Source organism: Streptomyces sp. NPDC005141, assembly GCF_053599975.1.
Genome location: NZ_JBSFYW010000021.1, coordinates 1 through 24,699, shown reverse-complemented (window position 1 = coordinate 24,699; position 24,699 = coordinate 1). Strand labels below are relative to the sequence as shown.

Below are 24,699 nucleotides of genomic sequence, written 5' to 3'. Positions count from 1 at the left end.
TTCGTCTCAGCGCTCCGTCACCTTGCCGTCCGCCACCTCCAGGCGGCGGGTCGTGCGGACCGCGTCCAGCATGCGGCGGTCGTGGGTGACCAGCAGGAGTGTGCCCTCGTAGGAGTCCAGGGCCGATTCCAGCTGCTCGATGGCCGGGAGGTCGAGGTGGTTGGTCGGCTCGTCCAGGACCAGCAGATTGACTCCCCGGCCCTGAAGCAGGGCCAGCGCCGAGCGGGTGCGCTCGCCCGGCGAGAGGGTGGCCGCCGGGCGCAGGACGTGGTCCGCCTTCAGTCCGAACTTGGCCAGCAGCGTGCGGACTTCGGCGGGTTCCGTGTCCGGGACGGCCGCGCCGAACGCGTCCAGCAGTGACTCGGAGCCGTGGAAGAGCTTGCGGGCCTGGTCGACCTCGCCGACGACCACGCCGGAGCCCAGCGTGGCGTGGCCGCAGGACAGCGGGACCCGGCCGAGCAGCGCGCCCAGCAGGGTCGACTTGCCGGCGCCGTTCGCGCCGGTGACGGCGACCCGGTCCGCCCAGTCGATCTGGAGCGTCGCCGGACCGAAGGTGAAGTCCCCACGCCGCACCTCCGCGTCCCGCAGGGTGGCGACCACCGCGCCCGACCGCGGGGCCGCCGCGATCTCCATGCGCAGTTCCCACTCCTTGCGCGGCTCCTCGACGACGTCCAGCCGCTCGATCATGCGCTGCGTCTGCCGGGCCTTCGAGGCCTGCTTCTCGCTGGCCTCGCTGCGGAACTTGCGGCCGAGCTTGTCGTTGTCGTTGCCCGCCTTGCGCCGCGCGTTCTTGACGCCCTTGTCCATCCAGCCCCGCTGCATCTGGGCCCGGCCTTCGAGGGCGGTGCGCTTGTCCGCGTATTCGTCGAAGTCCTCGCGGGCGTGCCGGCGAGCGGTGTCGCGCTCTTCGAGGTATGCCTCGTAGCCACCGCCGAACAGCGTGATCTGCTGCTGTACGAGGTCGAGTTCGAGGACCTTGGTGACCGTGCGGGTGAGGAACTCGCGGTCGTGGCTGACGACGACGGTCCCGGCGCGCAGGCCGGAGACGAAGCGCTCGAGGCGCTCCAGACCGTCCAGGTCGAGGTCGTTCGTCGGCTCGTCGAGCAGGAAGACGTCGTAGCGGGAGAGGAGGAGGGAGGCGAGTCCGGCCCGGGCCGCCTGGCCGCCGGACAGGGACGTCATCGGCTGGTCGAGACCGACGCCGAGCCCCAGGGAGTCGGCGACCTCCTCGGCACGTTCGTCGAGGTCGGCGCCGCCGAGGTCGAGCCAGCGCTCCAGGCTGGTCGCGTAGGCGTCGTCGGAGCCCGGCGCTCCGTCGACGAGCGCCTGCGTCGCCTCGTCCATCACCCGCTGGGCCTCGTCGACGCCGGTGCGGCGCGCGAGGAAGTCCCGTACGGTCTCGCCCTCCCGCCGCTCCGGCTCCTGCGGCAGATGTCCGACGGTCGCGGTCGGCGGGGAGAGCCGCAGCTCGCCCTGTTCCGGGGCGAGGAGGCCGGCGAGCAGCCGCAGCAGCGTGGACTTGCCCGCGCCGTTGGCGCCGACGAGCCCGATCACATCGCCGGGCGCGACGACGAGGTCGAGTCCGGCGAAGAGCGCGCGGTCGCCGTGTCCGGCGGTGAGATTCTTGGCGACGAGAGTGGCAGTCATCAGGGAGCCGATTTTAACGGCCCGCGGGGCCGCCCCACGCCGCCGATCTCCGCGGGGCGGCACTCCCTGGGCCGACGGGCCCACAACTCTCCGACCCGCCGGATCCACCGCCCCCGGACGGACAGGCCCACGGCCCCCGGACCGCCGGGTCAACCGCCCCGGACCGTCGGACCCACGGCCCGCCGGACAGCACGCCCCCGTGCCGCCGGACACCCGGGTCGCCGGGGGCCGCAGGGCCACCGGCCGCCAGGCCACGGGGCCTCCAGGCCCCAAGGTTGCGGACCACGAGGCAGCCAGCCCACCAGGCCGCAGGCCGACGGGCCGCAGGCGACGGGCCGCAAGCCCGCAAGCCCGCAAGCCCGCAAGCCCGCAAGCCCGCAAGCCCGCAAGCCGACGGTCACCAGGGCTGGTGGTCACGGGCCGGAGTTCATGGCCGGAGGTCGGTGGCCCGGAGGTCACCGGCCGGAGGTCAGTGGCCGGAGGTCACCGGCCGGAGGTCAGTGGCCGGAGGTCAGTGGCCGGAGGTCAGTGGGGCATCGGTCAGTGGGTCATTCGTTCCGCCAGTACGCTCCCGGACGTCCGTGCCACGATGAACGACTCCCCCTTCACCGCGCGGGCCTCCAGGGGAATCCGGTGCCGGCCCGTTTCCAGGATTCCGTCGAACACGTCGTGCGCGTGGGTGCGCGAGAGGCGGTCGAGGCGGTAGGCGGTCAGCTGGACCCGGCAGGTGGACGTGACCTCGACGCCGGCCTCACCGTCGGCGGCGACCAGGCGGGTGAGCCGGCGCAGCTCCCTCGGGCCGCGGTCCAGCGCGTGCTCGATCTGGGCGACGAGCAGCGGAACGATCGGGGCGAGGCCCTCGACGTGGGCGACGTCGACGCCCGCGCCACGGAAGGACTCCCGTACGGCGGCCCGTTCGGCCTCGGGGACCGCCCGGCCGAACACCACCGCTCCGTAGGCGCGCAGTTCGTCCGCCGGTACTCCCGTGGCGTCGCGGGCGATGTCGGCGCCGATCCCGATGGCGCGCAGGGCGGCGGCCAGCTTCGCGAGGAGGGCGACCCGGGCGCCGATCAGCAGGACGCGGCGGCGGGAGCCCGGATCGCCGTCGAGCAGGGAGCTCAGGGCGCTGCGGTACTCGGCGCCGTGGAAGCGGAAAGGCCCTATGCTGTGGTAGCCGTTGCGTTCCAGATCGGCCCGTTCGCCGGTCTGCCAGGCGAATTCGCGCCAGACGTAGTCGTCCCCCTCTCTTTCGATGAGCGCGGTGACGGCACCGCACTCGATGCCCTCGCACTCCGGGCATCCGTAGATGACGTACCTGCCCCCGTCGAGCGGGGCGTCGGCCTCCAGGAGAAGGCTGCGCACCTGCGCGGTGAAGATCGCCGGCGGTACGTCGGAGGCGAGCGGGGACACCGCGTCGAGGTCGGAGAGCTGGAACAGCAGCGGGCGTCCGTCGACGACGAAGTCGACGAAGTCCCGGTGCACTTGGTAGTCACCGTTGGCGAGGACTCCACCGGCACGCATCGCCGGTGCCAGGCCGAAGGTGGCGTACTCGGCAGACATGCTGTGAGTATCCCCAGACGGAGAGTGATATGAGCACGGCATGACATATTCCGCTAACGTCCCGGCATGGGGAAGCCCGGGAGCGGCGATGTGATCGTGGTCGGCAGCGGGGTGGTCGGCCTGACGACGGCCGTCGTCCTGGCCGAGGCCGGCAGGCGGGTCCGGGTGTGGGCGCGGGAGCCCGCCGAGCTGACCACCTCGGCGGTTGCGGGGGCTCTGTGGTGGCCGTACCGCGTCGAGCCGAAGGCACTGGCCCGTGAGTGGGCGCTGGTATCCCTCTCCGTGTACGAGGAGTTGGCGGGGCGGCCCGAGGAGACGGGCGTACGCCTGGTCGAGGGGGTCATGGGCGAGACGCGGCTGGACGATCTGGGGGCGTGGGCGGCCCGGGTGCCCGGGCTGCGCGCGGCGACGGCCGAGGAGTACCCGGGAACCGCGTTGCGGGCACGGCTGCCCTTGATCGACATGCCCGTGCATCTGCGCCTGCTGCGTGAGCGCTTGCTGCGGGCGGGCGGCACGGTCGAGGAGCGGACGGTGACGGACCTCGCGGAGGCTCGGGCGCCGGTCGTCGTCAACTGCGCGGGCCTCGGCGCCCGCGCCCTCGTCCCGGATCCGGCCGTACGGCCCGTGCGCGGCCAGCTCGTGATCGTCGAGAACCCCGGGATCCGCGAGTGGCTCGTCTCGACGGACCCGGCGGCCGGGACGACCACGTACGTCTTCCCGCAGCCGGACCGGCTGGTCCTCGGCGGCACCACCGACGAGGACGACTGGTCGCAGGTCCCCGACCTCGACGTGGCGGCGGAGATCGTCGAGCGGTGCGCGGCGCTGCGCCCCGAGATCGCCGGAGCGCGTGTGCTCGACCATCGGGTGGGGCTGCGCCCGGTGCGCGACGCGGTCCGGCTGGAGCGCGAAGTCCTGCCGGACGGGCGCGTGTTGGTGCACAACTACGGTCATGGAGGTGCCGGGGTCACCGTGGCGTGGGGTTGCGCGCGGGAGGCGGCCGGACTCGTCGGTCCGACCGCCTCCGTCTGATCGATGCGTTCCCTCCGTCATCCGGCCCGTGGGCCGTCGTCCGGGTGGCTCAGCGGCTCTCCCCCGGGACGCGGAGGGCGGCGCCCGGATCGCGTACGCCGTCGAGGACGGACGCGGCCGGGGCCGCGGTGGAGCCCGCCGTAGCCCGCGCGAACGCGTCGGCGCCGCCGACGAAGGGGACGCGGGCCGATGTACGGGACAGGTCGAGGGTCAGGGTCGGTGTGGTGGAGGGCGGGTCGATGAGGTCCTTGTCGGTGCCCGCGACGATCAGCGCGAGCCGGTGGCCCTTGGGGACGATGTGGTCGGTGGCAGCCAGGTCGAGCGTGATGGTGTACGCCGTACCCGGGGTCAGCGGGACGCCCTGGTCCGAGGCGTGGTTGCCGAGGTCGGCCCAGCCGCGGCTGAGGACCGTGTAGCCGACATCGGCCCTGGTGGCCTGTGTCACCTTGTAGCAGGAGCTGTCGCCGGTCGTGCTCGGGCCCCAGCAGGTGCGGTCGGTGAGTGTGGTGATGCCCTCGCCGGAGGCGGCGTAGTCGCGGATGGTGTCCGGCCCGAGGTCGACGAGTACGGCCGAGAGATGGGCCGTCGAGGTCGTCGGCGTGGCGGTGACGGTCACCTTGGACGAGCCGGAGAGGCGCAGGTCACGGGTGAGCGGCCTGGTGGCGAAGCCCGCCTTGCCGGGCGTCGGCTCGTCGATGTGCGCGGCCCAGTCGGTCTCGCTCAGCCGCGGGTCGTCGGTGAAGGTCTCCGTTCCGGAGTTCCGGTGGCGTCCGAGGGTGCCGACGCCCGCCTGCGGTCCCGTGCCCGGTCGCAGGGTCGTCGCCGCGGTGGTGCGGGGCGGCCAGACGGTGGAGGTGGCCCACTGGTCGGGGTGGCGTTCGATGTCGGCCACCGGCTCGTCGTCGATACCGTTGTCGTAGCCGAGGAGTTCGTGGTCGAACCAGCGGTGCAGGGTGTCGACCCAGGTGGCGCGGCGGAAGTCGAAGGGGTCGACATGGCCGGTCTGGGAGAGCCAGATCTTGCGCTCGACACCGTTCCTGGCGAGCGCGTCCCACCACTGGCCGAAGTTCTTGGCGCGGACGTTGAGGTCCTGCATGCCGTGGACCAGGAAGACGCTGGCCTTCACCTTCGCGGCGTCCTTGACGTAGTCGCGCTCGGTCCACAGTGACGTCCAGTCGCCGGTGCGCGGCGCCTCGTCGACCAGCTTCCGTTGCACGGCGGCGCACTTGGCTCGGGCGTCGGGGCTGTCGACGTAACCGGAGAGCCAGTCGGGGCCCGAGTCGTAGAGCGGGGCGCCCTGGGCGAAGTAGTAGTCGTACCAGGAGGAGATGGCGCTGATGGGCACGATGGTCTTCAGTCCCTTGACACCGGTGGCGGCGACGCCGTTGGCGATCGTGCCGTCCCAGCTCTTGCCGATCATGCCGGTTCTGCCGTTGGTCCAGGTGGCCTTGGCCGTGGCGGCTCCGGTGCGTGTGGTGTAGGCCCTGGCCCGGCCGTTCAGCCAGTCGACGACCGCCTTCGCGGAGCGGATGTCGGAGCGGCCTCCCACGTCGACGCAGCCGTCGGAGCGGTTGGTACCGGCGAGGTCGACGCCGACGAAGGCGTAGCCGCGCGGCACGAAGTAGTTGTCGTAGAACAGCGGCATCTGGACGACGTGGCCATCCGCGTCGTACGTCTTCCGCTGGCTCTCGTTGCCGCGCCCGCAGCAGGAGTAGTACGGGCTGGCATCCATGATCACGGGGATCTTGCGTCCCTGGCGGGCGAGTTCGCGCGGCCGGACGATGTCGACCGCGACCCGGTCGTTCTTTCCGTCGCTGTCGCCGTCGAGCCCGGTGTCGACCCAGACGGACTCACGGATCGCGTTCTCGTACGAATAGACCGGGGCGCTCTCCTTCGGGGCCGCGTGTGCGGCGGAGGGAGCCAGGAGGGCGGCCATCAGGGCGGCAACGGCCGCCGTCGCGAGCGATCTCCAGGTCGTTAAGCGCGCGCGGCGCACTGGTATCGGCATGCGCGGAACGTACCCCGGTCAACTCCCGTGCAAAAGAGGGTCGATGAAAGGTCTCTGGGGCTGGATGGCTCATGTCGGCCGAATGGCGATCGTGTGACAGGGGTGGCCGTGGACATGACCGGGGCCACAGGGACTGAATAGGCTCCGGACCGACTTCATGCCCCCACGACTTGGAGCTCGACGTGCACCGCAGACTCATCGCCCCGGGCGCTCTCGCCGCCTTTCTGCTGCTGGCGATCCCGGCATCGGCGGCAAGCCACACACCGGGAGCACCGGGTATCGGCGACCCCTACTACCCGGCCTACGGCAACGGCGGATACGACGTCTCGCACTACGACCTGCGGCTCACCTACCAGCCGCGGACGGACGAACTGGAGGGCACGGCCACCCTCCTGGCGACCACCACGCAGGACCTGTCCCGGTTCGATCTGGACTTCCTGCTCGATGTGAGCGAGGTCCGGGTCAACGGCGCGAAGGCGTCGTTCGCCACATCGGGCCAGCACGAGCTGGAGATCACGCCGGCGAAGCCGCTGGCCAAGGGCACGCCGGTCACCGTCGTCGTCCGCTACAGCGGAGTGCCGTCCACGAAGAGCGCGTACGGCTTCTCGACCTGGCACCGCACCCCGGACGGGGCGGTCGCCGCGGACGAGCCCGAGTCGGCGTGGTGGTGGTACCCGAGCAACGACCACCCGCTCGACAAGGCGACGTACGACGTGTCGGTGGCCGTCCCGGACGGCACCCAGGCGATCTCCAACGGCACACTGCAGTCGACGAGTTCACGGCTCGGCTGGACCCGCTACAACTGGCGGTCGAACAAGCCGCAGGCCACCTACCTCACCACCCTCGCGGTCGGGAAGTTCGACATCACGACCGGCACGTCCGAGGGCGGCGTCCCGGTCGTCAACGCCTACAGCAAGGATCTCGGCGACAACGACGGGGCGGCGCGCGCCAGTGTCGAGCGGACGGGGGAACTCGTCGACTGGCTGAGCGGCTACTTCGGGCCGTATCCCTTCAGCTCCGCCGGCGGGTACGTGCCCAACACGACCACCGGGTACGCGCTGGAGACCCAGACGCGCGTGTACTACAGCCCTCGGCAGTTCGCGAACGGCTCCAATACCTCTGTGGTCGTTCATGAGTTGGCGCACCAGTGGTACGGCGACGACGTGTCGCTGAAGGGCTGGAAGGACATCTGGATCAACGAGGGCTTCGCGCGGTACGCGCAGTGGCTGTGGTCGGAGCACGAGGGCGAGGGCACCACGCGGGAGCTCGCGGACTACGTGTACGCCTCGCATCCGGCGGACGACACCTTCTGGACGGTGGCGCCCGGCGACCCGGGGCCGGACAACCAGTTCGACATCGCGGTCTACGACCGGGGCGCGCTGGCGGTGCAGGCGCTGCGCGAGGAGGTCGGCGACGACGCCTTCTTCGCCATCCTGAAGGGGTGGCCGAAGGAGCACGCGTACGGGAACGCGTCGGTCGGCGACTTCCAGAAGTACGCCGAGCAGGTGTCCGGTACGTCGCTCGCGGCGCTCTTCGACACCTGGCTGTTCCAGCCGTCGAAGCCGGCGGCTCCGGCGGCGCGGGGTGCCGGGCTCACGGTGGCCCCGCGAGCGGAAGGTGCCGTCGCCCGGCCGAAGTCGTGGAAGAAGATCGCCGCCACTGACGCGGTCCACTCCGGCTGAGGTACGTCCGCCCGCCCGCCGGGTCTTCCCTGCCCGCCCTCCCTGCCGGGGACGGGCGGGCAGGGGGTGAGCGGGCCACGGGCCGGGGCGTCAGCCGTGAGCCGGTGGCCGGCCGCATGCTTCAGCGGCGGGCGGTCTCACTTTCCAACTCGTCGACCTGGGCGAGGAGTTCGTCCCGGCTGATGGCGTCGGCCCGGGTCGCGGGCACGGTGCAGGCGTAGGCGCCGGCGACCGCGCCGTACAGGGCGCAGCGCCGGACCGGTTCGCCGGTCAGCCGGCCGAAGAGGAAGCCAGCGGCGAAGGAGTCCCCTGCGCCGTTCGAGTCGACCACGGGCGTCCGGGGCGGGACCGCCGGAACATGGGTCAGCTCGCCGTCGGCCAGCAGGTATGCGCCCTCGGCGCCGGCCGTGGCGACGACCGCTTCGGCCCGGCCCCGTTCCATGATCCGCCGCATGGTGCGCTCGGGGTCGGCGAGGGCGGTGGTGGAGACGAACACGACGTCGGCGGCGTAGGCGAACGGCTCGTGGTAGGGATTCTCGCCGTCCCAGTTGTGCAGGTCGGTCGAGAGGGTGACCCCGGTCTCCCGCAGGGCCTGCAGGGCGAAGGCGCACGGGTGGGTGATGGAGACGTGGGCGTGGCGGCTCGCCGCGGCCAGCTCCCTCACCGTCTTCTCGGGCAGCCGGTCCCCTTCGTGCGAGCGGCTGTCGTCGTACAGGGACAGCCGGCGCCCGTCGGGGCCGACGAGGTTGACCGCGCGCTTGGTGCCCGCGGGCTGGGGCACCTCGGTGAGCGCGATGCCCCGGTCGCGGTGCAGGGCTCGCACGAGGTCGCCCTCGGGATCGTCGCCGAGCATGTCGAGGTGGTGGGTGCGCAGGCCGAGCCGGTGCAGGCCCAGCGCGACGAAGTCACCGGTCTGCCCGGCCCGGGTCTCGATCCCGGGACGGATCATGTAGCTGTCGGCGTACGGAAGCGGCAGTTCGGGGACGTGGACGATCGTGTCCACCCCCGCACCGCCGAGGACGAGGACGTCGATGTCGCGGCTCATGACTCTCCCTCTCGGATCCGAGCAGCGAGTCAAGCAGGCCCGGCCCATCACGGCAAGAAATTGCAGAAACTTTCGCAACTTCCTTCATCCGTGGTCCGGTCGGCTCCGCCGGACCGCACGCCGCCGCGTCGCCCCGCCGGTCAGTCCCCGTGGTCGTACACCGTCACCGCCAGCCCCCGGCGTACCAGCCGCTCGGCGACGAGGGGTTCGACCCGCGACCATCTGCCGCCGGCCAGGCCGCACCCGATGCGCGGCATGTGCACGGACGCGCCGAGTTCGACGGCCTTGTCCGCGAGCAGTCCGAGCGAGGCGTCGATGGCCTCGTAGCGCACGGGCACGCCCTTGCTGCCGGTGCGTATCCCCCGCTGGCCCACCAGATTCGCCACCCACACAAAGGGCTCGACCTGGACATTTCCTTCTTGCGGTCGGTGATCCAGAGAAAGCCGTCCTCGTCGAGCCGTCCGATGTCACCGGTGGCGAACCAGCCGTCGGCGTCCCGGACGTCCTCCAGCGAACCGTCGGCCCGCAGATAGCCGACGAAGACGGCCTCTCCCCGTACGGGGATCTCGCCGACCCCGGCGATCCGGATCTCCAGTCCGTCCAGCGGCCTGCCGACCGAGCTGAGGCGGAAGGCGGCCGGGCTGTTGGCGGTGGCGACGCCGATCGTCTCCGTCAGCCCCCAGGCGTCCATGACCGCGAGGCCGAAGCACGCCCAAAACCGCACGACGTCCTGGGGCATCGGTGCCGAGGCGCTCGCCGTCCACTCCAGGCGGTCGAATCCGGCGAGCGCGGGGATCGGCTCAAGCACCTGTTCCTTGGCCGTGCGGTACGCCTCACTCAGTGCGGCGGACGGCTCCTCGCCGCGCTCACGGCAGGTCACGTGCGCGCGGGCCGTCTCCATCGCCGCCTCCACGGCCGTCCGCCGCTCCGTCGGCAGTCCGGCCAGCGCCGCCCGCACGGCGGACGCGAGCTTCTCCCACACGCGCGGGACACCGAAGAACTGCGCGGGATGCAGCTCCCGGGCGACGGCGGCCACCTCCGAGGGGTCCGCCCACAGATGGACGTGCGAGGCGCGGAACAAGGGGGGTGGCAGCTGCTACGGATTTTCTAGCCACTCATAGTCATATCCGGTCAGGCATCTCACGTACCTTGGTCTTGTGAAGCTTTCGGAGTGGGCACGTCAGCAGGGCGTGAGCTACCAGACCGCCTGGCGGTGGGTGAAGGACGGGAAGATGCCCGTTCCGGTCCGCCAGGCGCCCTCTGGGACGTGGTTGGTCGACGAGGTTTCCGGCCAGCCGTCCGGACGCGTGGTGGCGTACTGCCGCGTATCTTCAGCCGACCAGAGGGCCGAGCTGGATCGGCAGGTCGCGCGGGTGGTGTCCGGCGCGAATGGACTGGGCCTGGCGGTCGCGGAGGTCGTGACCGAGGTCGGGTCGGGGCTGAACGGGCGACGCCGCAAGCTGCACCGGCTCCTCGCCGACCCGGGCACTGCCGTGATCGTGGTCGAGCACCGTGACCGGCTGGCCCGGTTTGGTGTCGAGTACCTGGAGGCCGCACTGTCGGCGTCCGGCCGGCGCCTAGTCGTCCTCGACCTTGCCGAGACCGCCGACGACAAGGCCGTCGAGTGAAGAAGTTCCGGCCGCAGCCCGGGTTCGTGGTGCAGGCGTTCCGGTTCGCGCTGGACCCGAACGCCGCCCAGGAGCAAGCTCTTCGGTCGCACTGCGGTGCGGCGCGCGCGGCGTACAACTGGGCGGTGGGGTGGGTGTCGGCGTCGTGGTGGCAGCGCCGGGCGGAGGAGTCCTACGGCATTCCTGCCAACCGGCTCACCGAGTGGCGGCCGTGGTCGCTGCCCGCGCTGCGCAAGGAGTTCAACCAGGCCAAGAAGACTGACCCGCGCTTCGCTGCCTGGTGGGAGGAGAACTCCAAGGAGGCGTACAACACCGGCCTGGCGAACGCCGCGGCGGCGTTCGACAACTACGCCAGGTCCAAGCAGGGCAAGCGGCGCGGCAAGCAGCTCGGGATGCCCCGCTTCAAGTCGAAACGGAAGGCACGCCTGTCCTGCCGGTTCACCACCGGCACCATCCGGCTTGAGGCCGGCGGCCGTCACGTCACCCTGCCGAGGCTCGCCACCGTCCGCGTCCACGAGTCCACCGCCACACTCCTGCGCCGCGTGCAGGCCGGCACGGCGCGGATCCTGTCCGCGACCGTCCGCCACGAACGCGGACGCTGGTTCGTCGCCTTCCAGGTCGAGACCGCGCGCGACCTGGTCCGCGTGGCCCGGCCACGTGTCGCGGTCGGCATCGACCTCGGCATCAAGACCCTCGCCGTCATCGCCGACAGCACCGGCGAGATCCGCACCGTGCCCAACCCCAGGCACCTAGACAGCGCCCTGACACACCTGCGCCGGGCCTCCCGCACGGTCTCCCGCCGACGCGGCCCGGACCGCCGCACCGGTCGGAAGGCCTCCCGCAGGTGGGAGAAAGCCAACGCCCAGCGCAACCGCGTGCACCACCGGGTCGCGAACCTCCGCGCGGACGCCCTGCACAAGCTCACCACGAGCGTTGCTGCCGAGTACGGCACCGTCGTGATCGAGGACCTCAACGTCGCCGGCATGGTGAAGAACCGGCGCCTTGCCCGGCACATCGCCGACGCCGGATTCGGTGAGATCCGCCGCCAGCTCACCTACAAGACCAAGCGGAACGGCTGCCGCATCATCGCGGCCGACCGCTGGTTCCCCTCCTCCAAGACCTGTTCCGGGTGCGGCGTGGTGAAAGCCAAACTGCCGCTGCACATCCGGACCTACGCATGCGACGTGTGCGGCCTGGTCATCGACCGGGACGACAACGCGGCCCGCAACCTCGCCGCCCTCGCAGCGGCAGCCTGCACGACTGGTACCGGAGTGGCCGGAAACCAGGACACCGCCCGGCAGTGTCGAAACCCCGTGGAGCCGACCGGAAGACCCGCACCACCCGCCCCCGCCGCACGACGGGGACGGGGCGGGCAGGTGGCGCAACCCTGCCGCACCAGCAGCAGACAGAAGCGGGAGACCGTCTTCAAGCCGAGCCCTTGACGCTCTGGTGATGTGACGGACCTTCCGGGCCGAAATGCCCGGAATGCTGAGACCCGACTACGGGCTCAGCAACGGAGGTAGATCCCGAGCATCCGCTCGGCGATGTGCGCGAAGGGCAGATAGCAGATGTGCTCGACATGGGTGGGGAGTTCGACGAGTCGGTCGAGGGCCAGGACGTTCAGTACGACCTTGCGGTGGCTGATGCTCACTCCCTTGGGCTCGCCGGTGGTGTCCGAGGTCTAGACGACGGTGAGCGGATCGGTGGGGCGGCTCTGGTGCCAGGCCTTCTCGAACGCCTCGGAGCGGGGCGCGTCCGCGGCCGTCCCGACCGGTGCGGCCTCGGCGACGGTCCCCTGTCCGGACCCGGCGGACGCCGTGGGACGCTGGCCGCGCAGCGAGTCGTACGTGCGGTGGGTGCCCGCCTCGGACGCCTCCGCGACCACCAATCGATCCAGGGGTACGCCGGTGTCCCCCAACAGGGGTTCCCAGCACGGCAGTTCGCGCAGTCCCCCGACGACCGCGAGGCGGGCACGGCTGTGCCGGGCGATGTGCTGGACCTGTTCCGCGGCGGACGTGGAGTAGACGGTGACCGGTACGGCGCCCAGGTGGGTCAGCGCCAGGTCGCTCAGCCAGTGCTCGGGACGGTTGCCCATCATCATGAGGACGTGGTCGCCCCGCCCGACGCCGAGACCGGCGTATCCGGAGGCGAGTCCGGCGATTTCACTGCGCACCTCGCCCCAGGTGAGGGTGGTCCAGCCGTCTTCCGTACGCCAGGACAGCGCCGGCAGGTCGCCGTGGTCCTCGGCGTTGCGCAGCAGCAGGGCGGGGAGGGTGAGTTCGGCGGGCTCTCCCGGGAGTCTCAGGATCGTGGTCATGACCGCCTCCTGGCGCCGTCGGATCCGAGTGCCGCGCGGGCCGCGACCCGCGCCGCTCCTGGACGGACGCTTTCACAACACCGGTGAGACAGCAATACTGTTGCACCGCGCCGTCACCGGTGACCCAGGGCGCGCGGCACGACGCGAGAAGCGAGGACCTGCCCATGACGACGGACACCGAGGAGCCGACGCTCACGGTCGACGAGCTGGCCGCGCGGGCGGGTGTCACGGTCCGTACGGTCCGCTTCTACAGCGCCAGGGGCCTGCTGCCGCCGCCCGTGATCGGCCCCCGCCGCGTCGGCCACTACAGCCAGGAGCATCTGGCCCGGCTCGCGCTCATCGAGGAGTTGCAGCAGCGGGGCATGACGCTGGCCGCGATCGAGCGTCATCTGACGCAGCTGCCGCCCGGTCTGAGCGCGCACGAGCTCGCCATCCACCGTGCCGTGGTGGCGTCCTGGGCGCCCGACGCGACGGAGGAGGTGACCCGGGAGGAGCTGGAGCGTCGGGCCGGGCGGCCGCTCAGCGAAGGGGACCTGGAGCGGCTCGCCGCGATGGGTGTCATCGAGTGGACGGGTGACTCCGTCCGGCTGGACCCCGGGCTGCTGCGGCTCGGCGTGGAGCTCCTGGACGTACCGATCGCGCACGAGACGATCCTCGCCGCACGCACCGTCCTGCTGGAGCACTCGCGGGCGGCGGCCCACGAACTGTCCACCCTGTTGCGCGACGCGGTGGGGGAAGGGGAGTCCGTGGCGGCGGTGAAGTCCCTGTCGGCGCACATGCAGCCGCTGGTGGTGCAGGCGCTGCTCACCGCGTTCCAGCGCTCGCTGAAGGAGGAGCTGCGGGAGTGGCTCCGGGAGTCCTGATCCCGGGCCGACCGCCCCTCGGCGGCGCGGGCGCTCACAAGTAGGCCGATCCGCCCGCCACGTTGAGGGTCTAGCCGGTGAGGAAGCCGCTGCCCTCGTCGACCACGTAGAGCAGGGTGGAGACGAGGTCTCCCGGCCGCTGGGTCCGCGGGACGGCCTGCTGGGCGCGGACGTGCTCGAAGCCGCCGTCCGCGCCGACGGTCCGTTCGGCCGTGGCGGTGCGCACCATGCTCGGCGCGATCGCGTTGACGGTGATGTCGTACGGTCCGAGCGCGGACGCCAACGCCCTGGTGAAGCCGATCAGTCCGGCCTTCGAGGAGACGTACGCGACCATCGTGGGCGGAGCCGTGAGGACGGCCGCCGACGTGATGTTCACGATCCGGCCCCAGCCGGCCGCCTTCAGATGCGGCAGGACGGCACGGGTCATCAGGAACGGCGCCTCCAGGTTGACGCGCATCACCCGCCGCCACTCCTCGGGCGTGGTGTCCTCGAAGGCCGACTCCGGGTACACACCGGCGTTGTTGACGAGCACGTGCAGGGTGCCGAACCGGTCGATGACGTGCTCCAGCGCCGCCGTGACCTGTGCCTCGTCGGTGACGTCCGCGATCAACTCCACGTAGTCCGGTACGCGTTCCGCCGTCTCGGGCTGCGGGACCAGGTCCATGCCCGCGACCCGGTAACCGCGCCCGGCGAGTGCGACGGCGAATTCCTGTCCGAGGCCCTGTGCCGCGCCGGTCACCAGAGCGGTACGTGTCTCCATGCGCCGAGTGTGAAGAGCCGCCGAGCACCGGGCAAGAGCGCGTTCCACTCGCCGGAACCGCCCTGGGGAAAGGCGCATTCCACTCGCCGGAACGGCCCTGTTGCCAGGGACGTTCGCCGGGCCCACGCTGGGCCCTGACCCGCAGACCGCGGCGCCCAGGCCGACCACGGATGCAACCGCAGCGTCGCTCCTCGCCCAGCTACAACGGGAGCGACAGCCTGCCCCTCTGAACGTAAGGCAGACCACCGCCGAGCTAAGTAGTCGGCCCGGAATCGGTCAGGCGCGCCGGCCCCGCCCGGCGCGCAACACCGGCGAGCGCGCCCCGATCCCCGGCAGCGCCCGCGCCGCCCATCCGCCCTCCCTCACCTCTCAACTCCAGCCAGGGGTACGGGCAAAGCGGTCGCAACGGGGATGTCAGAGCACCGACCACGCCCGCACGCGGGAGGTGACCTGCACGGATTCCGCAATGAGGGAGATCCTCGCGCAAGAGAAGTCGCAAGAGATCTCGCAGGAGATGCAGCAAGAGTTGGCGCAAGAGATGTTGTCGCGAGGCGTACCCGAGATGTGGTTCGAACGGCAGTTCCGTCGGACCGTGGCATCCTCGTACGGCTCTGATCGACGACCAGGACGAACTCGGTCAGGTCCGCGCAGATCTGCGGACGCTCTTCCAGCGGGTGTCGTGGTCGACCGAACCGCGGGATGCGTGGGAGGTGCACGAGAACGCCTGACGGAAGTCGCCCCGCCCCTCCTCCCCCGGGCTGGGATCCCCAGGACGTGGCGGCTAGCGCCCGGCTCCGAGTGAGGGGGCGCGAACGCGCGGCGCTGATCGTCGCCCGCACGAACTGGAGCGGCCGCGCTCTGGGCGCGCCGGATTCCCGTGGCCGCCGCGCATGGCATCAGGTGCAGAACCCGATCGCCAGCGAGTACGCCGTCGGCGAGAGGAGCTGGCAGGTGTGCCAGTTCCATCCGCCGCGGAACCGCGCACCGCCCCTCAGGATTGCGCAGGCGGTAGGACACCAACCCTTTTGCTGCGCAGTCCCACTACAGCCCCGCTCTCCGCCACGGTCAGCCCCTCGATGGACAAGCCGATGATGCGCAGGATCTGTTCCTCCCGCACGGTCAGCTGCGCAGGCCGCGCCGGTTCACGGCTGCGCATCCACGCGTGAGGCCCGACTGCGCAACTCCGCCCGCACAGCCAACACCCGGCCAGGACCCGACCAGAAGGCCCCCTCCCTGCTGCGCACTGCGCACGGAAACCGCGCAAACTCACGGCACAGCAGGAAGGGGCGCTGCGCAGCGATCTGCGCAGTGCGGTGTCCGGTTCTGTTCATCGCACGACGTCACCTGCGCACTGCGGAGAACGACTCCCCCGCGCAGACGCTCCCCCGACCGCACGACACCAGGTTCGAGGCCAGCTGGTACCTACCTGCCGGCAGTGGCGCCAGATCCGAAGCGGCCACGGATGCTCGGCCCCCCTCCCACGAAGGCGTCCCCCTCGGCTCGACACCGTAGACACGGTCGCCCCGACCACGGGAACGACCACGAAGCAACCACCAGGGACATCACTTTGGGACGCCTCCCCCGACCACGGCTTCCGACCCCGACCACAGCCCCCACCACAGCAGGTCAACGCCGTACCGAACTCCCGATGCCCACAGCCAGAAGGAGGTTTCCGGGAGCCGTCGGCAGGTGGGGGCGCGCGATCGGCGCACTTCGTAGCCTTCGGCTTCCCGCCGACTGAACGGCACGGACACCATCGGGTGGCCCTACCAGCGCCGCAGGACCAAGCTGGAATGCACGATCCCCGCCCGCCGGCGATGGCGTCATGGATACTGCGCCCCGCTTGTCCACGGCGTTTACCGGTCCTCGTGATGGAAGATGGCCACGACGGCGCCAGACGGTCCTTCGACAGTGGCTGCGGAGGGCTTGTCAGGCGTCGGAGGTGTCTTGATCGACGCCGAAGTGGCGGGAGACCGCTTCGATCGTGAACCGGGCTCGGAGCTTGCAGGCGGAGTTCTGGTTGGCGAAGAAGCCCGCGCGCCACAATGCTTCTTCCCGCGGCACGGCACGCTCCCAGTTGACCGGAACGATCCACTCGCGCGGATCCTCCCCCTCCCTCTCCGTGCTCTCCGCAGGGCGTCGGTAGGTGCCCGCCAGGGAGAGATCGGTCATCCGCCGGGCTTCACCGTCGACGCTGAGGACGGCGTCCTCGAACGGTTGCGGTGCGCCGGAGACCGTGCCGACGCCCACATAGCCCACTTTGGGGATGTGCGTGAAAACCCGTGCCCCGAGTGGCAGAGACCGGATCGTCCGGGAGAACCACTCCCCGCCACCCGCTGACACGAACCCGTGGCGAAGGGCGTCGTTCCAGTTCCTGCCGCCAGACTCGTCGCCGAACGATACGTACCAATGCGTCCCGTTCCACGGCTCCTGCTTCCCTCTGCCCTTCGCTCCACCCGAGGGGACCGCGGCCTCGACCTCGTCCATCAACCAGGTACGAGCCAGATACGAGCGTTCCTCGTCCTCGAAGTAGCGAAAGAAGAGCACGTTGATCGGTACCCGGAACCCGGAAGCCAGATAGGTGACGATCCGCTCCGTCGCCGCATCGATCTCGCTTGCCACGATGGTGAGGGCGTGAGTGGAATTGAGCGCTTCGGGCGGGATGCCGCCGAAACGCAGCGCGAACGCCTCGTCCAACTCTTCCGCCAGTCCTCTGCCGCGGGCGTAGGAAGCGTAGATGTCGCGGATCTGGTCGTTGGTGAGCTCCTGAACCCAGGAACCGTAGTCGAGAACCTGAGCCACCACCTCACGAGATGTTCGGTCTCGCTTGAGCTCCAGAACGTGCAGGCCCCCCTCGGCATCCATGCCCAGTAGGTCGACGACCTTGCCGTACTGCGTCAGCACCTGCCGGCCTATCAGCAGCAGCGGATGTCCCAGGATGCCGGGATCGACCTCGATGAGTTCCTCGAGGCGAGACTCCAAGGGCATCGGCCGCGTGGCGACTCGTACGGGTTTGTCATCCACTCGCCACAACCCGAACTCCAGCGGCATCGCGTTCCCTCTCCGCTCAGATAACCGAGTCACTGCCGACCAGGCATGGATGAAGGCAGTATGACGCCGAGATGTCGTCTGCCGGTAGGTCGCTGGAAGCCGTTCCAGGTGACTGCCGTCGCGGTACAGCAGCGACGAACAGCGACCACCGCGACCGCGCTGACCGCCAACGCCCCTCGGTGGCCGCCAATCTGCAATCAGCCGAGCGCAGGCATGAAGCCACCGCGCGTGGTGCCTGAAGACAGCAAGGCGGACCAGTCGAGTTCCTCGGGTAGTTGGTGAGGGAGGGGGCACGGTTCGGGGCGGGCCGCAGGGCGATTGAGGCTTGCGCGATGCCGGGGACAGGAGCGGAGCCCGGCCGAGTCCTTGGGTTCGGGCCCCGCTCCTGCCTCCGGGTGGCCGTCGGGCCTCAGGCCGTCGGCGCCGTGCCCTTGGAGGGGGTCCGGCGGGAAGTCGAACCCTCCAGATGGACCACCACGCCGGTGTAGAAGCGGTTCACCGCGTCGTCGACGCTGCGGATGAAGCCCGACTCCGCGTTCCCGCGCGTGCTTCCCATGCTCTTGAGGAGGGACAGCCGGAAGCCGATGATCTGGGACGCGGGCTCCTTGGGCAGCAGGTCGGCCGGCTCGGGTCGGAGGCGTTCGAGCGTTCCCCGGGGGCCGACCGCTTCGCCTTCGACGAGGGTCTCGACGTGCAGGTCCGCCGGAGCCTCTGCCAGGCGCCGGACCAGTCGCTTCGCCCACGACAGGGGGTAGCCCTGCTCGGGTGCCGGGATCTCGATCGAGGTGCGAAGCTTGCCCGTGCGGAGGTCCGCGCTGATCGCCAGGACGCCGGGCGTCCCCTCGATGCGCAGCTCCGAGTGCAGGCGCCCCTCGAGGGAGAGCTGATCCGCGAGACGGCCGCGGAGCGCCTTCGGATCGGCTCCGCGTCTGGTGCGCTGGACCGGCAGCACCTTCTGCCCCAGTTCGCCGCCCAGCCGCAGGCAGACCTGACGGATGAGGCGTTCCCAGCTCTCGACGACCTCCAGCGCCCGCGGGTCGCCCTGGCACAGGGTCTCGTCGTCGATTCCGTTGCGTACCGGTACCCAGGCCGGACCCATGTTCTGGAAGCCGTGGCAGCCGGAGTTCTCGTGCCGCAAGTAGTGCAGCAGCTCCTGGAGGAGCCAGGCGTGCGCCGCGTTGCCGACACCTTCGTGCCTGATCAACAGCTGCGCCTGATGGGCGACTTCAGCCCACGACAGGTGCCACAGGGCCACCTTGTGCTTACGCCGCTTGTCGATCTTGACCTCGACGAGCGGGCTGCCCTCCAGCGCGACGTCGTTCGACAGGGTGATCACGGCCTCGTAGCCGCGGCGCGCGGCGATGTCCATGTACGCCTGGACCTGCTCGGCCTTGAGCGCGCTGCCGTTGGTCTTCGTCTCGATGAGGGCCGTCCACAGCTTGCCGGCCCGCTCGACCCGGATCACTCCGTCCGGGCGACGCGGGGTGTCGCCGTGCGGCAGGGTGACCTCGGTGAAGGTCTCCATGCGGCCGGCGGGTGCTCCGAAGGCGGCGGTGAGTCTCCGGCCGAACTCGGGGACCTGAGCCATCACGGACAGCAGTACCGAGGTCGCACGCGTCTCGCGCTCCCGGTCGCTCTTGAGCGCCGATGCCGGGAAGAGCCGCGCGTCCTTCCACGACTCGTTCTCGGCCAGCGTCTTCTTGGCAGCCTTGGGCAGGACAACCTTCTTCTTGGCCGTACGAGGCCTCGCCGCCGCCTTCCTCGGCTGCTCCTCGTCCTCAGGCCGGCGAGGGGAGGGGACCGCCTCGAGAGTCTCCTGCGGCTGGGGTTCGCCCGCCGACGCCCCCGCCGGGGGCGATGGCGACGCCGTTTCCGGCTCTGCCGCCGTCGGGTCCGCCTGATCGTCGCCCTCGGTCTCGTCCAGCGCTTCCCCGGCGGCCGCGTCGTCGTCGATGTCGACCCCGAAGTCCGTTGCCAGACCTGCGAGACCCACGTCGTACCCCTGGCCGACTGCGCGGAACTTCCATTCCTCCGCACGCCGGTACAGCTCGCCGAAGATGATCGCGCTCACCGAGTCGGCGTCGTCGATGGCGAAGTTGAGGAGTTCCTCGCCTCCGCCGTCTGCCAACGCCAGTCTCACGCAGTCGAGTTCTCCGAAGCGGGCGCCCTCGTAGCGGCTGGCGGCCAGGACGATCCGGTCGACTTCGGGGGAGACCGCAGTCAGGTCGAAGCTGATCCGGTCCTCGTTGCCGTCCGCCGTCGGCGTCTTGCCCAGAAGCTGCACGCTTCCGTCCGCTGCGACCGGGTTGTTGTAGAAGTAGAAGTCGGCGTCGCTGCGGACCTTACCGTTCTCGTCCAGCAGGAGGACGGACACGTCGGCGTCCCCTTCGCCGGTCGAGCTCCCCCAGCCCAGACTGACGATCACCGAATCGATGTTCTCGCTCAGAGCCGCGAGAGAGACATTCGACCCCTTGACCATGTCGCGCATAAAGCCCCCCAGAACGGTGCAACTTGCTGTGCTCGCACCTGCATCCGGCCGTCTGATGCCCAGGCGTTGCCCGGTGATCGGTGCGCGGGTGACTGTAGTACCCATGAACCACATCTGCAGGAGTCGCGCAGAATCTGTGCGGGAATCGTGGGCAGGCCCTTAAGGTGTCCCCCTGACCAGCCGCGGAGCAGCCGAAGACCCCCGGACGGGTCCAGGGGTCCGGAGCGGAGCAACTTGCAGGCCGCCGCGGTCACCTCGGCGGGTGCCGCCGCGCGTGGGACGTCCTGCCCGATGCCGCGTCGATCTCGTCGTGAGCCTTGGTCAGCAGTTGCACGGCGAGCTCGTTCAGGGCCCTCGCGCCCGCGACCTCCTCGCCGACCCTGGGCTGGTTCGAGTCGGAGGGGTGGCGGCTGGCGTATCCGCACGTCGAGATGGAATTTCGACGGCAGCGAGGCATGAGCCCACGGGCGCGGTGCCTGTCAGTGCCTCGTGGAGCAGCTCGCGGCCCGCCGGGGCGATCCAGTCCGGGACCTGTACGGCGTGCAGGCCCCAGCCCTTGGCTGGCGCCCGCGGCGGGCGGGGTGTGCCGAGGTTGGCCGCCTGTGCGTGCCACCAGTCGGCCACGCTTCCCGGGCGCAGCATGCCCGCGAGGCCCGGGCCCAGCGGCCAGCGCTTGAGCGCTCGGTTCTGGCGCAGTCGTCGCAGCGCGAGCACGGGGTGGCGTCGCAGCAGCGGGGCAAGGTAGCCGGGGGGCGGGCGCGAACAGTTCGTCTCCGCCGTGGCCCGCCAGATGCCGGCGGGATCCGCGGTGGGCGAGCAGTCGTGCATTGTGGTGCAACCGGGCGAGCGCGCGGACGGTGACCACGGGCTGTTCGGTCTCGACCGGTACGCCTTCGAAGCCCAAGATCGAGGGAAGCTCGCGCTGCGTGACCACCAGGTGTTCGGCACCGTCCAGAGCCTTGATCGCCAGGCCGGCGAAGTCGGCGTCGTCATTGGCTCTGTCGGCCTCGGCCCAGCGCAGTGTCAGCAGTTCCGGTGTGTGGCGGGCGGCCAGGAAGCACAGGGACGTCGAATCCATCCCGCCGGACAGATCGGCGCTCACAGGTCCGCGGAGCGGCGTACCGCCCCCCACCGCCGCGGTAAGTGCCTCGCGTACGCCGGACGCTCCGTCGCTCAGGCGCAGGTGCGGTGCGGGAGGGCTCCACCACACGCGCTCCTCGGCCCGGTCCCGGGTCCACACCAGACGGTGTTCCGGGGCCAGGGACGAGATTCCCGCCCACAGGCACTGCTCGTTCAGCGGAGGCGCCAGGGCGAGGCCGCCGGCCATTCGTACGGCCAGGGATTCCTCGTCGATCGTGGCGCCGACCGTCTCGGCCAGCACATCGGCCCGGTCGGACGCCAGATCGACGCCGTCGAGACGGGCGCGGAAGATCCGGCTCAGCCCGCTGACGCTGCCCTGCGCACGTACCTGCCCGCCCGTCGCCATCAGGTGAGCCGTGCCCGGCAGCAGATACGCCAGCCTGTCCGCGTCGGCGACACTGGTCATCGAGGCTGCGGGAGTTCATCGACACCCACGACTGGATCACCTGCTACTTCCTGCCGGCCTACGCACCCGACCTCAACCCCGTCGAGGGCATCTGGTCACTGCTGCGACGCAGCAGCCAGGCCAACACCGCCTTCAACGACCCCGACGACCTCATGAGCGTGCTTCGGCGCGGTCTCCGCCAGATCCAGTACCGCAGCAACCTCATTGACGGATGTCTCGCCGAATGCGGCCTCACCTTGACGACATCACGCCAGCAACGTCAGTAACTGCGTGACAACGCAGACGCACGGACTCGTCGGCGAGGCAGGCACGAAGCGACTTCACGGCTTCCAGGCTTCGTCGACCTGGAACCACACAACGGTTCCACCGAAGCGGCTGGGGCCGGCCGCCCACGAATCCGCCAGCGCGTCAACCAGGCAAAGCCCCCTGCCGTGCGCGTCATTGGCCCTGGGGCTGCGCAGCCGCACGTCCGCCGGGAAGCCGGGGTTGTGGACGTCGACCCGCAGGGATTCCCCCAGGCGCGACCACTCAACGCGGACCCGCCAGGGATCTTCAGCCTCCCCATAGAGGATCGCGTTCGTCACCAGCTCAGAGAGCATCAGGACACAGTCATCGATCGAGCAGGCCAGGTTGTACGGGGCGGTGAACTTCCGGAACCATCGCCTGGCCCGGGCCACGGACTCGGGCACGGGATAGAGGGTCATTCCCCCGATCGGCGTCGGTCCGGCAACCGCGGCTTCGGACTCTTCACGCGCATCCGCCATGAGCGCCACTACTCCCTACCGGTGCCGTCACAGTCGAGACAGCGCCGCTTGGACGTAGCACGGACGCGAGCGTCAGTGGCGGAGAGCGCCAGGGCAGAGCGGGAGCCGATGTGCTTCCACCCTCGCCCCCGGCATCCACGGCAGACCGCTTCCCGCGAGACGTGCCGTAACTCCCCGCACTCCTGGCTCACATCCGTGCCCCTTCCGGTCAAGTGGCCTTAGCCACTTACTGGATAGTGGCATTAGCCACTCGGAGCCACAAGCGGTTCTCGGAGAGAAGGCCGATTTTCTAGCTGATCGGGTAGCCCTGCTCGAACGCCCAACGCCTAGGCGGGTACGTGGCTTCGGCGAACTCCAGAGGCCGATCCTGCAGGTCATAGACCACGTGATGGACGATCAGGACAGCCGCCCCAGGCTCAAGTTCGAGGTCAGCGGCCTCGTCCTCGGTTGCCAGCCGGGCGCACATCCGGTCCTCGGCATAGCTTCCCTGGCGACCCGTCATGCTCTCGACGTACATGAGCGTCCCCTCCTGAATCCGTTCAGGATCAAGGAGCTTGGGGGCCCGCTCGCCGACATCGACGCCGAACCACGACGTCGAGATCGTGATGGGGCCGGACTCGTTCTTGGTCACCCGGCGCCGATGAACAGCTCGGGCTCCGACCGCCAGACTCAGCGCATCGGCCACATAGTCCGGGGCTTCGAGCCAACCGGCGGAGGTGATCACCGCGTAGTCACCCGGCGTGTAGATCTTGCCGGTCTGCTTGGCGCGACCGTAGAGCTCCCGAGCACGCCGATTCACCGCAAGGCCCCGCATGTAGGTGCCCGACCCCTGACGCTTCTCAACCAGGCCTTGGTGACTCAGGGCTTCCAGCGATCGAGCCGCCGTCGGGCGTGAAACGCTCCAGTCGGCGGCCAGTTGACGTTCCGACGGGACCTCGTCGCCAGGCCTCAAGTCGCCTCGCAAGATTTGATCGCGGATGTGGTGTGCGATCTGGAGGTACTTGGGCTGGGTCTCTTCGATCTGCGGCATCGGAGCCCCTCCCTAAGTGGCTATGACCAGTAGCCACTATAGGGTGAGTGGCCAGCCAGGGACCCCGTACGCTGCGAGGGTGACCCGCTTGATCGTGGCAGCAGGAGGAGGGGGCGACGCAGTCGCCGCCGCAATGCTCGACGCAGCCTTCTACGGAGGCGGCGACAGTCCGGCGGTGATCCTCACGTACGCGTGGGACCGCCTCCTGATCGATCCAGTGCCAGGACCACGAGGACCGGCGAACTTCACGGGCCTTCGCCCCCTCACGCGAAGCGTCTGGGCCGTCCCGGCCGACGCGAAGCCCATCGCCCCGGCAGGCTCAACACTCCCTCGCCTGGCCGCCGAACTCCCCCACACCTTCGCCCTGATCGACCCCATGCACGGCGCCGAGGGAATCACCCGCCAACTCGAAGAACTCATCGAGCACCTGGCCCCGGAGTCCATCGACCTCCTGGACGTGGGCGGCGACATCCTCGCCAAGGGCGACGAACCCACCCTGCGCAGCCCACTCGGCGACGCCCTCACCCTGGCGGCATGCTGCCAAGTCAACGCGCCTGTACGGCTCTTGATCGCAGGGCCCGGCCTGGACGGAGAGCTCCCGGCCGAGCTTCTGGCCGACCGCATGGGCCCAGCAGCCCTGACGCTCACGGCTGAGCACGTCAAACCCATCAGCTCGGTCCTGGAGTGGCACCCGTCCGAGGCGACAGCGATGCTGGCGGCCACAGCCCGCGGAGTACGCGGTCTCTGCGAAGTCAGGGACGCCGGCCTACCGGTCCCCCTCACGGACGAAGGCCCCACGATCCACGAAGCGGACCTGGACGACGCTCTCAACCGCAACGAGCTCGCGCGCGCCATCCTCGCAACGGAGACCCTTGCCGAGGCTGAGCAGTACAGCCGCGAGGTCTGTGGATACTCGGAGATCGACTACGAGCGCAACAAGGCCAGTTGGCTCGGCAGCCAGCCGGAACAGAAGCTCGACCCGGAAGCCACGCTCCGCCAGCTCGACCAGTTCGAAGCCCAGGCCCGCGACCACGGCATCACGCACACGACGTTCCGCAGGATCACCGAAGCCCTCGGCCTCAACGGCAAGCAGCGCCAGGACCTCAGAGCACTACTGCTCAGCAGCCGTCCTGCTCAGTACGCCGCCCCTCTGTGGCGCATCCCAGCCGCATCCCAGCCGAAGTGTCTAGTGCTGCTCCGCGTTAGTTCGTGGAGGGTGGTGTGGTCCAGGCGGTGGGGTCGTTGAGGTAGAGGCCGCAGGCGCAGTCGAGGGCTTCTTCG

The 24,699-nt window shown here is 70.2% G+C and carries 14 protein-coding genes and 7 pseudogenes; 7 read left to right on the top strand and 14 right to left on the bottom strand.

The window, feature by feature from the left end:
* Positions 1–6: 6 nt before the first annotated feature.
* Positions 7–1,647, bottom strand: a complete 1,641-nt coding sequence (locus ACWD68_RS18540) for an ABC-F family ATP-binding cassette domain-containing protein (protein WP_451807491.1) — start codon at positions 1,645–1,647, stop codon at positions 7–9.
* A gap of 540 nt (positions 1,648–2,187) precedes the next feature.
* Positions 2,188–3,207: an oxidoreductase gene (locus tag ACWD68_RS18535; protein WP_451807490.1), complete on the bottom strand. Its 1,020-nt coding sequence runs from the start codon at positions 3,205–3,207 to the stop codon at positions 2,188–2,190.
* A gap of 66 nt (positions 3,208–3,273) precedes the next feature.
* Here ACWD68_RS18535 and ACWD68_RS18530 point away from each other — a divergent pair, with 66 nt between their 5' ends.
* Positions 3,274–4,236 (top strand): FAD-dependent oxidoreductase, encoded by a 963-nt coding sequence (locus tag ACWD68_RS18530; protein ID WP_451807489.1) that lies wholly within the window; start codon positions 3,274–3,276, stop codon positions 4,234–4,236.
* A gap of 49 nt (positions 4,237–4,285) precedes the next feature.
* Here ACWD68_RS18530 and ACWD68_RS18525 read toward each other — a convergent pair whose 3' ends face one another.
* Entirely contained in the window at positions 4,286–6,244 is a 1,959-nt protein-coding gene (locus ACWD68_RS18525; protein WP_451807488.1) for a Xaa-Pro dipeptidyl-peptidase, read from the bottom strand.
* Between the two features lie 182 nt (positions 6,245–6,426).
* On the opposite strand from ACWD68_RS18525, the gene ACWD68_RS18520 reads away from it, so the two are divergent.
* Entirely contained in the window at positions 6,427–7,926 is a 1,500-nt protein-coding gene (locus tag ACWD68_RS18520; RefSeq protein WP_451807487.1) for a M1 family metallopeptidase, read from the top strand.
* A 121-nt stretch (positions 7,927–8,047) separates the two neighbouring features.
* On the opposite strand, the gene ACWD68_RS18515 is transcribed toward ACWD68_RS18520, so the two are convergent.
* The 3 genes and pseudogenes from ACWD68_RS18515 to ACWD68_RS18505 all read right to left on the bottom strand — a co-directional run.
* Complete coding sequence (locus ACWD68_RS18515; RefSeq protein WP_451807486.1) at positions 8,048–8,971, bottom strand: adenosine kinase; 924 nt, start codon at positions 8,969–8,971, stop codon at positions 8,048–8,050.
* 140 nt (positions 8,972–9,111) lie between these two features.
* Positions 9,112–9,381 (bottom strand): annotated as a pseudogene (locus tag ACWD68_RS18510) (Appr-1-p processing protein); the annotation flags it as partial.
* Positions 9,381–10,055, bottom strand: a pseudogene (locus ACWD68_RS18505) (AMP-binding protein); the annotation flags it as partial. The pseudogenes ACWD68_RS18505 and ACWD68_RS18510, both read right to left, overlap by 1 nt.
* Positions 10,056–10,128: 73 nt before the next feature.
* On the opposite strand from ACWD68_RS18505, the pseudogene ACWD68_RS18500 reads away from it, so the two are divergent.
* Both ACWD68_RS18500 and tnpB read left to right on the top strand, forming a co-directional pair.
* Positions 10,129–10,584 (top strand): annotated as a pseudogene (locus ACWD68_RS18500) (IS607 family transposase); the annotation flags it as partial.
* A gap of 11 nt (positions 10,585–10,595) precedes the next feature.
* Entirely contained in the window at positions 10,596–12,041 is a 1,446-nt protein-coding gene (gene tnpB / locus ACWD68_RS18495; RefSeq protein ID WP_451807485.1) for an IS607 family element RNA-guided endonuclease TnpB, read from the top strand.
* Between the two features lie 74 nt (positions 12,042–12,115).
* Here tnpB and ACWD68_RS18490 read toward each other — a convergent pair.
* A pseudogene (locus ACWD68_RS18490) lies at positions 12,116–12,916 on the bottom strand (AMP-binding protein); the annotation flags it as partial.
* 58 nt (positions 12,917–12,974) lie between these two features.
* On the opposite strand from ACWD68_RS18490, the pseudogene ACWD68_RS18485 reads away from it, so the two are divergent.
* A pseudogene (locus ACWD68_RS18485) lies at positions 12,975–13,779 on the top strand (MerR family transcriptional regulator).
* Between the two features lie 70 nt (positions 13,780–13,849).
* On the opposite strand, the gene ACWD68_RS18480 reads toward ACWD68_RS18485, so the two are convergent.
* The 5 genes and pseudogenes from ACWD68_RS18480 to ACWD68_RS18460 form a co-directional block, all read right to left on the bottom strand.
* Entirely contained in the window at positions 13,850–14,539 is a 690-nt protein-coding gene (locus tag ACWD68_RS18480) for an SDR family NAD(P)-dependent oxidoreductase (protein ID WP_451807484.1), read from the bottom strand.
* A 1,929-nt stretch (positions 14,540–16,468) separates the two neighbouring features.
* Positions 16,469–17,590 carry an endonuclease NucS domain-containing protein gene (locus ACWD68_RS18475; protein WP_451807483.1) on the bottom strand — a complete coding sequence of 374 codons (1,122 nt, stop codon included), beginning with the start codon at positions 17,588–17,590 and terminating at the stop codon, positions 16,469–16,471.
* A 409-nt stretch (positions 17,591–17,999) separates the two neighbouring features.
* Complete coding sequence (locus tag ACWD68_RS18470) at positions 18,000–20,078, bottom strand: TerD family protein (RefSeq protein WP_451807482.1); 2,079 nt, start codon at positions 20,076–20,078, stop codon at positions 18,000–18,002.
* Between the two features lie 250 nt (positions 20,079–20,328).
* Entirely contained in the window at positions 20,329–20,601 is a 273-nt protein-coding gene (locus ACWD68_RS18465; protein ID WP_451807581.1) for a dsRBD fold-containing protein, read from the bottom strand.
* Between the two features lie 201 nt (positions 20,602–20,802).
* A pseudogene (locus ACWD68_RS18460) lies at positions 20,803–21,405 on the bottom strand (asparagine synthase-related protein); the annotation flags it as partial.
* Between the two features lie 209 nt (positions 21,406–21,614).
* Between ACWD68_RS18460 and ACWD68_RS18455 the strand changes: the two are divergent.
* Positions 21,615–21,890 (top strand): annotated as a pseudogene (locus tag ACWD68_RS18455) (transposase); the annotation flags it as partial.
* Between the two features lie 54 nt (positions 21,891–21,944).
* Here ACWD68_RS18455 and ACWD68_RS18450 read toward each other — a convergent pair.
* Together ACWD68_RS18450 and ACWD68_RS18445 are read right to left on the bottom strand one after the other, a co-directional pair.
* Positions 21,945–22,388: an ATP-binding protein gene (locus tag ACWD68_RS18450; protein ID WP_451807481.1), complete on the bottom strand. Its 444-nt coding sequence runs from the start codon at positions 22,386–22,388 to the stop codon at positions 21,945–21,947.
* A gap of 289 nt (positions 22,389–22,677) precedes the next feature.
* Complete coding sequence (locus ACWD68_RS18445) at positions 22,678–23,418, bottom strand: GntR family transcriptional regulator (RefSeq protein ID WP_451807480.1); 741 nt, start codon at positions 23,416–23,418, stop codon at positions 22,678–22,680.
* A gap of 133 nt (positions 23,419–23,551) precedes the next feature.
* Between ACWD68_RS18445 and ACWD68_RS18440 the strand changes: the two genes are divergently transcribed.
* On the top strand, positions 23,552–24,664 hold the full coding sequence (locus tag ACWD68_RS18440) for a DUF1152 domain-containing protein (RefSeq protein ID WP_451807580.1): 1,113 nt from the start codon (positions 23,552–23,554) through the stop codon (positions 24,662–24,664).
* The last annotated feature ends 35 nt before the right edge of the window (positions 24,665–24,699 follow it).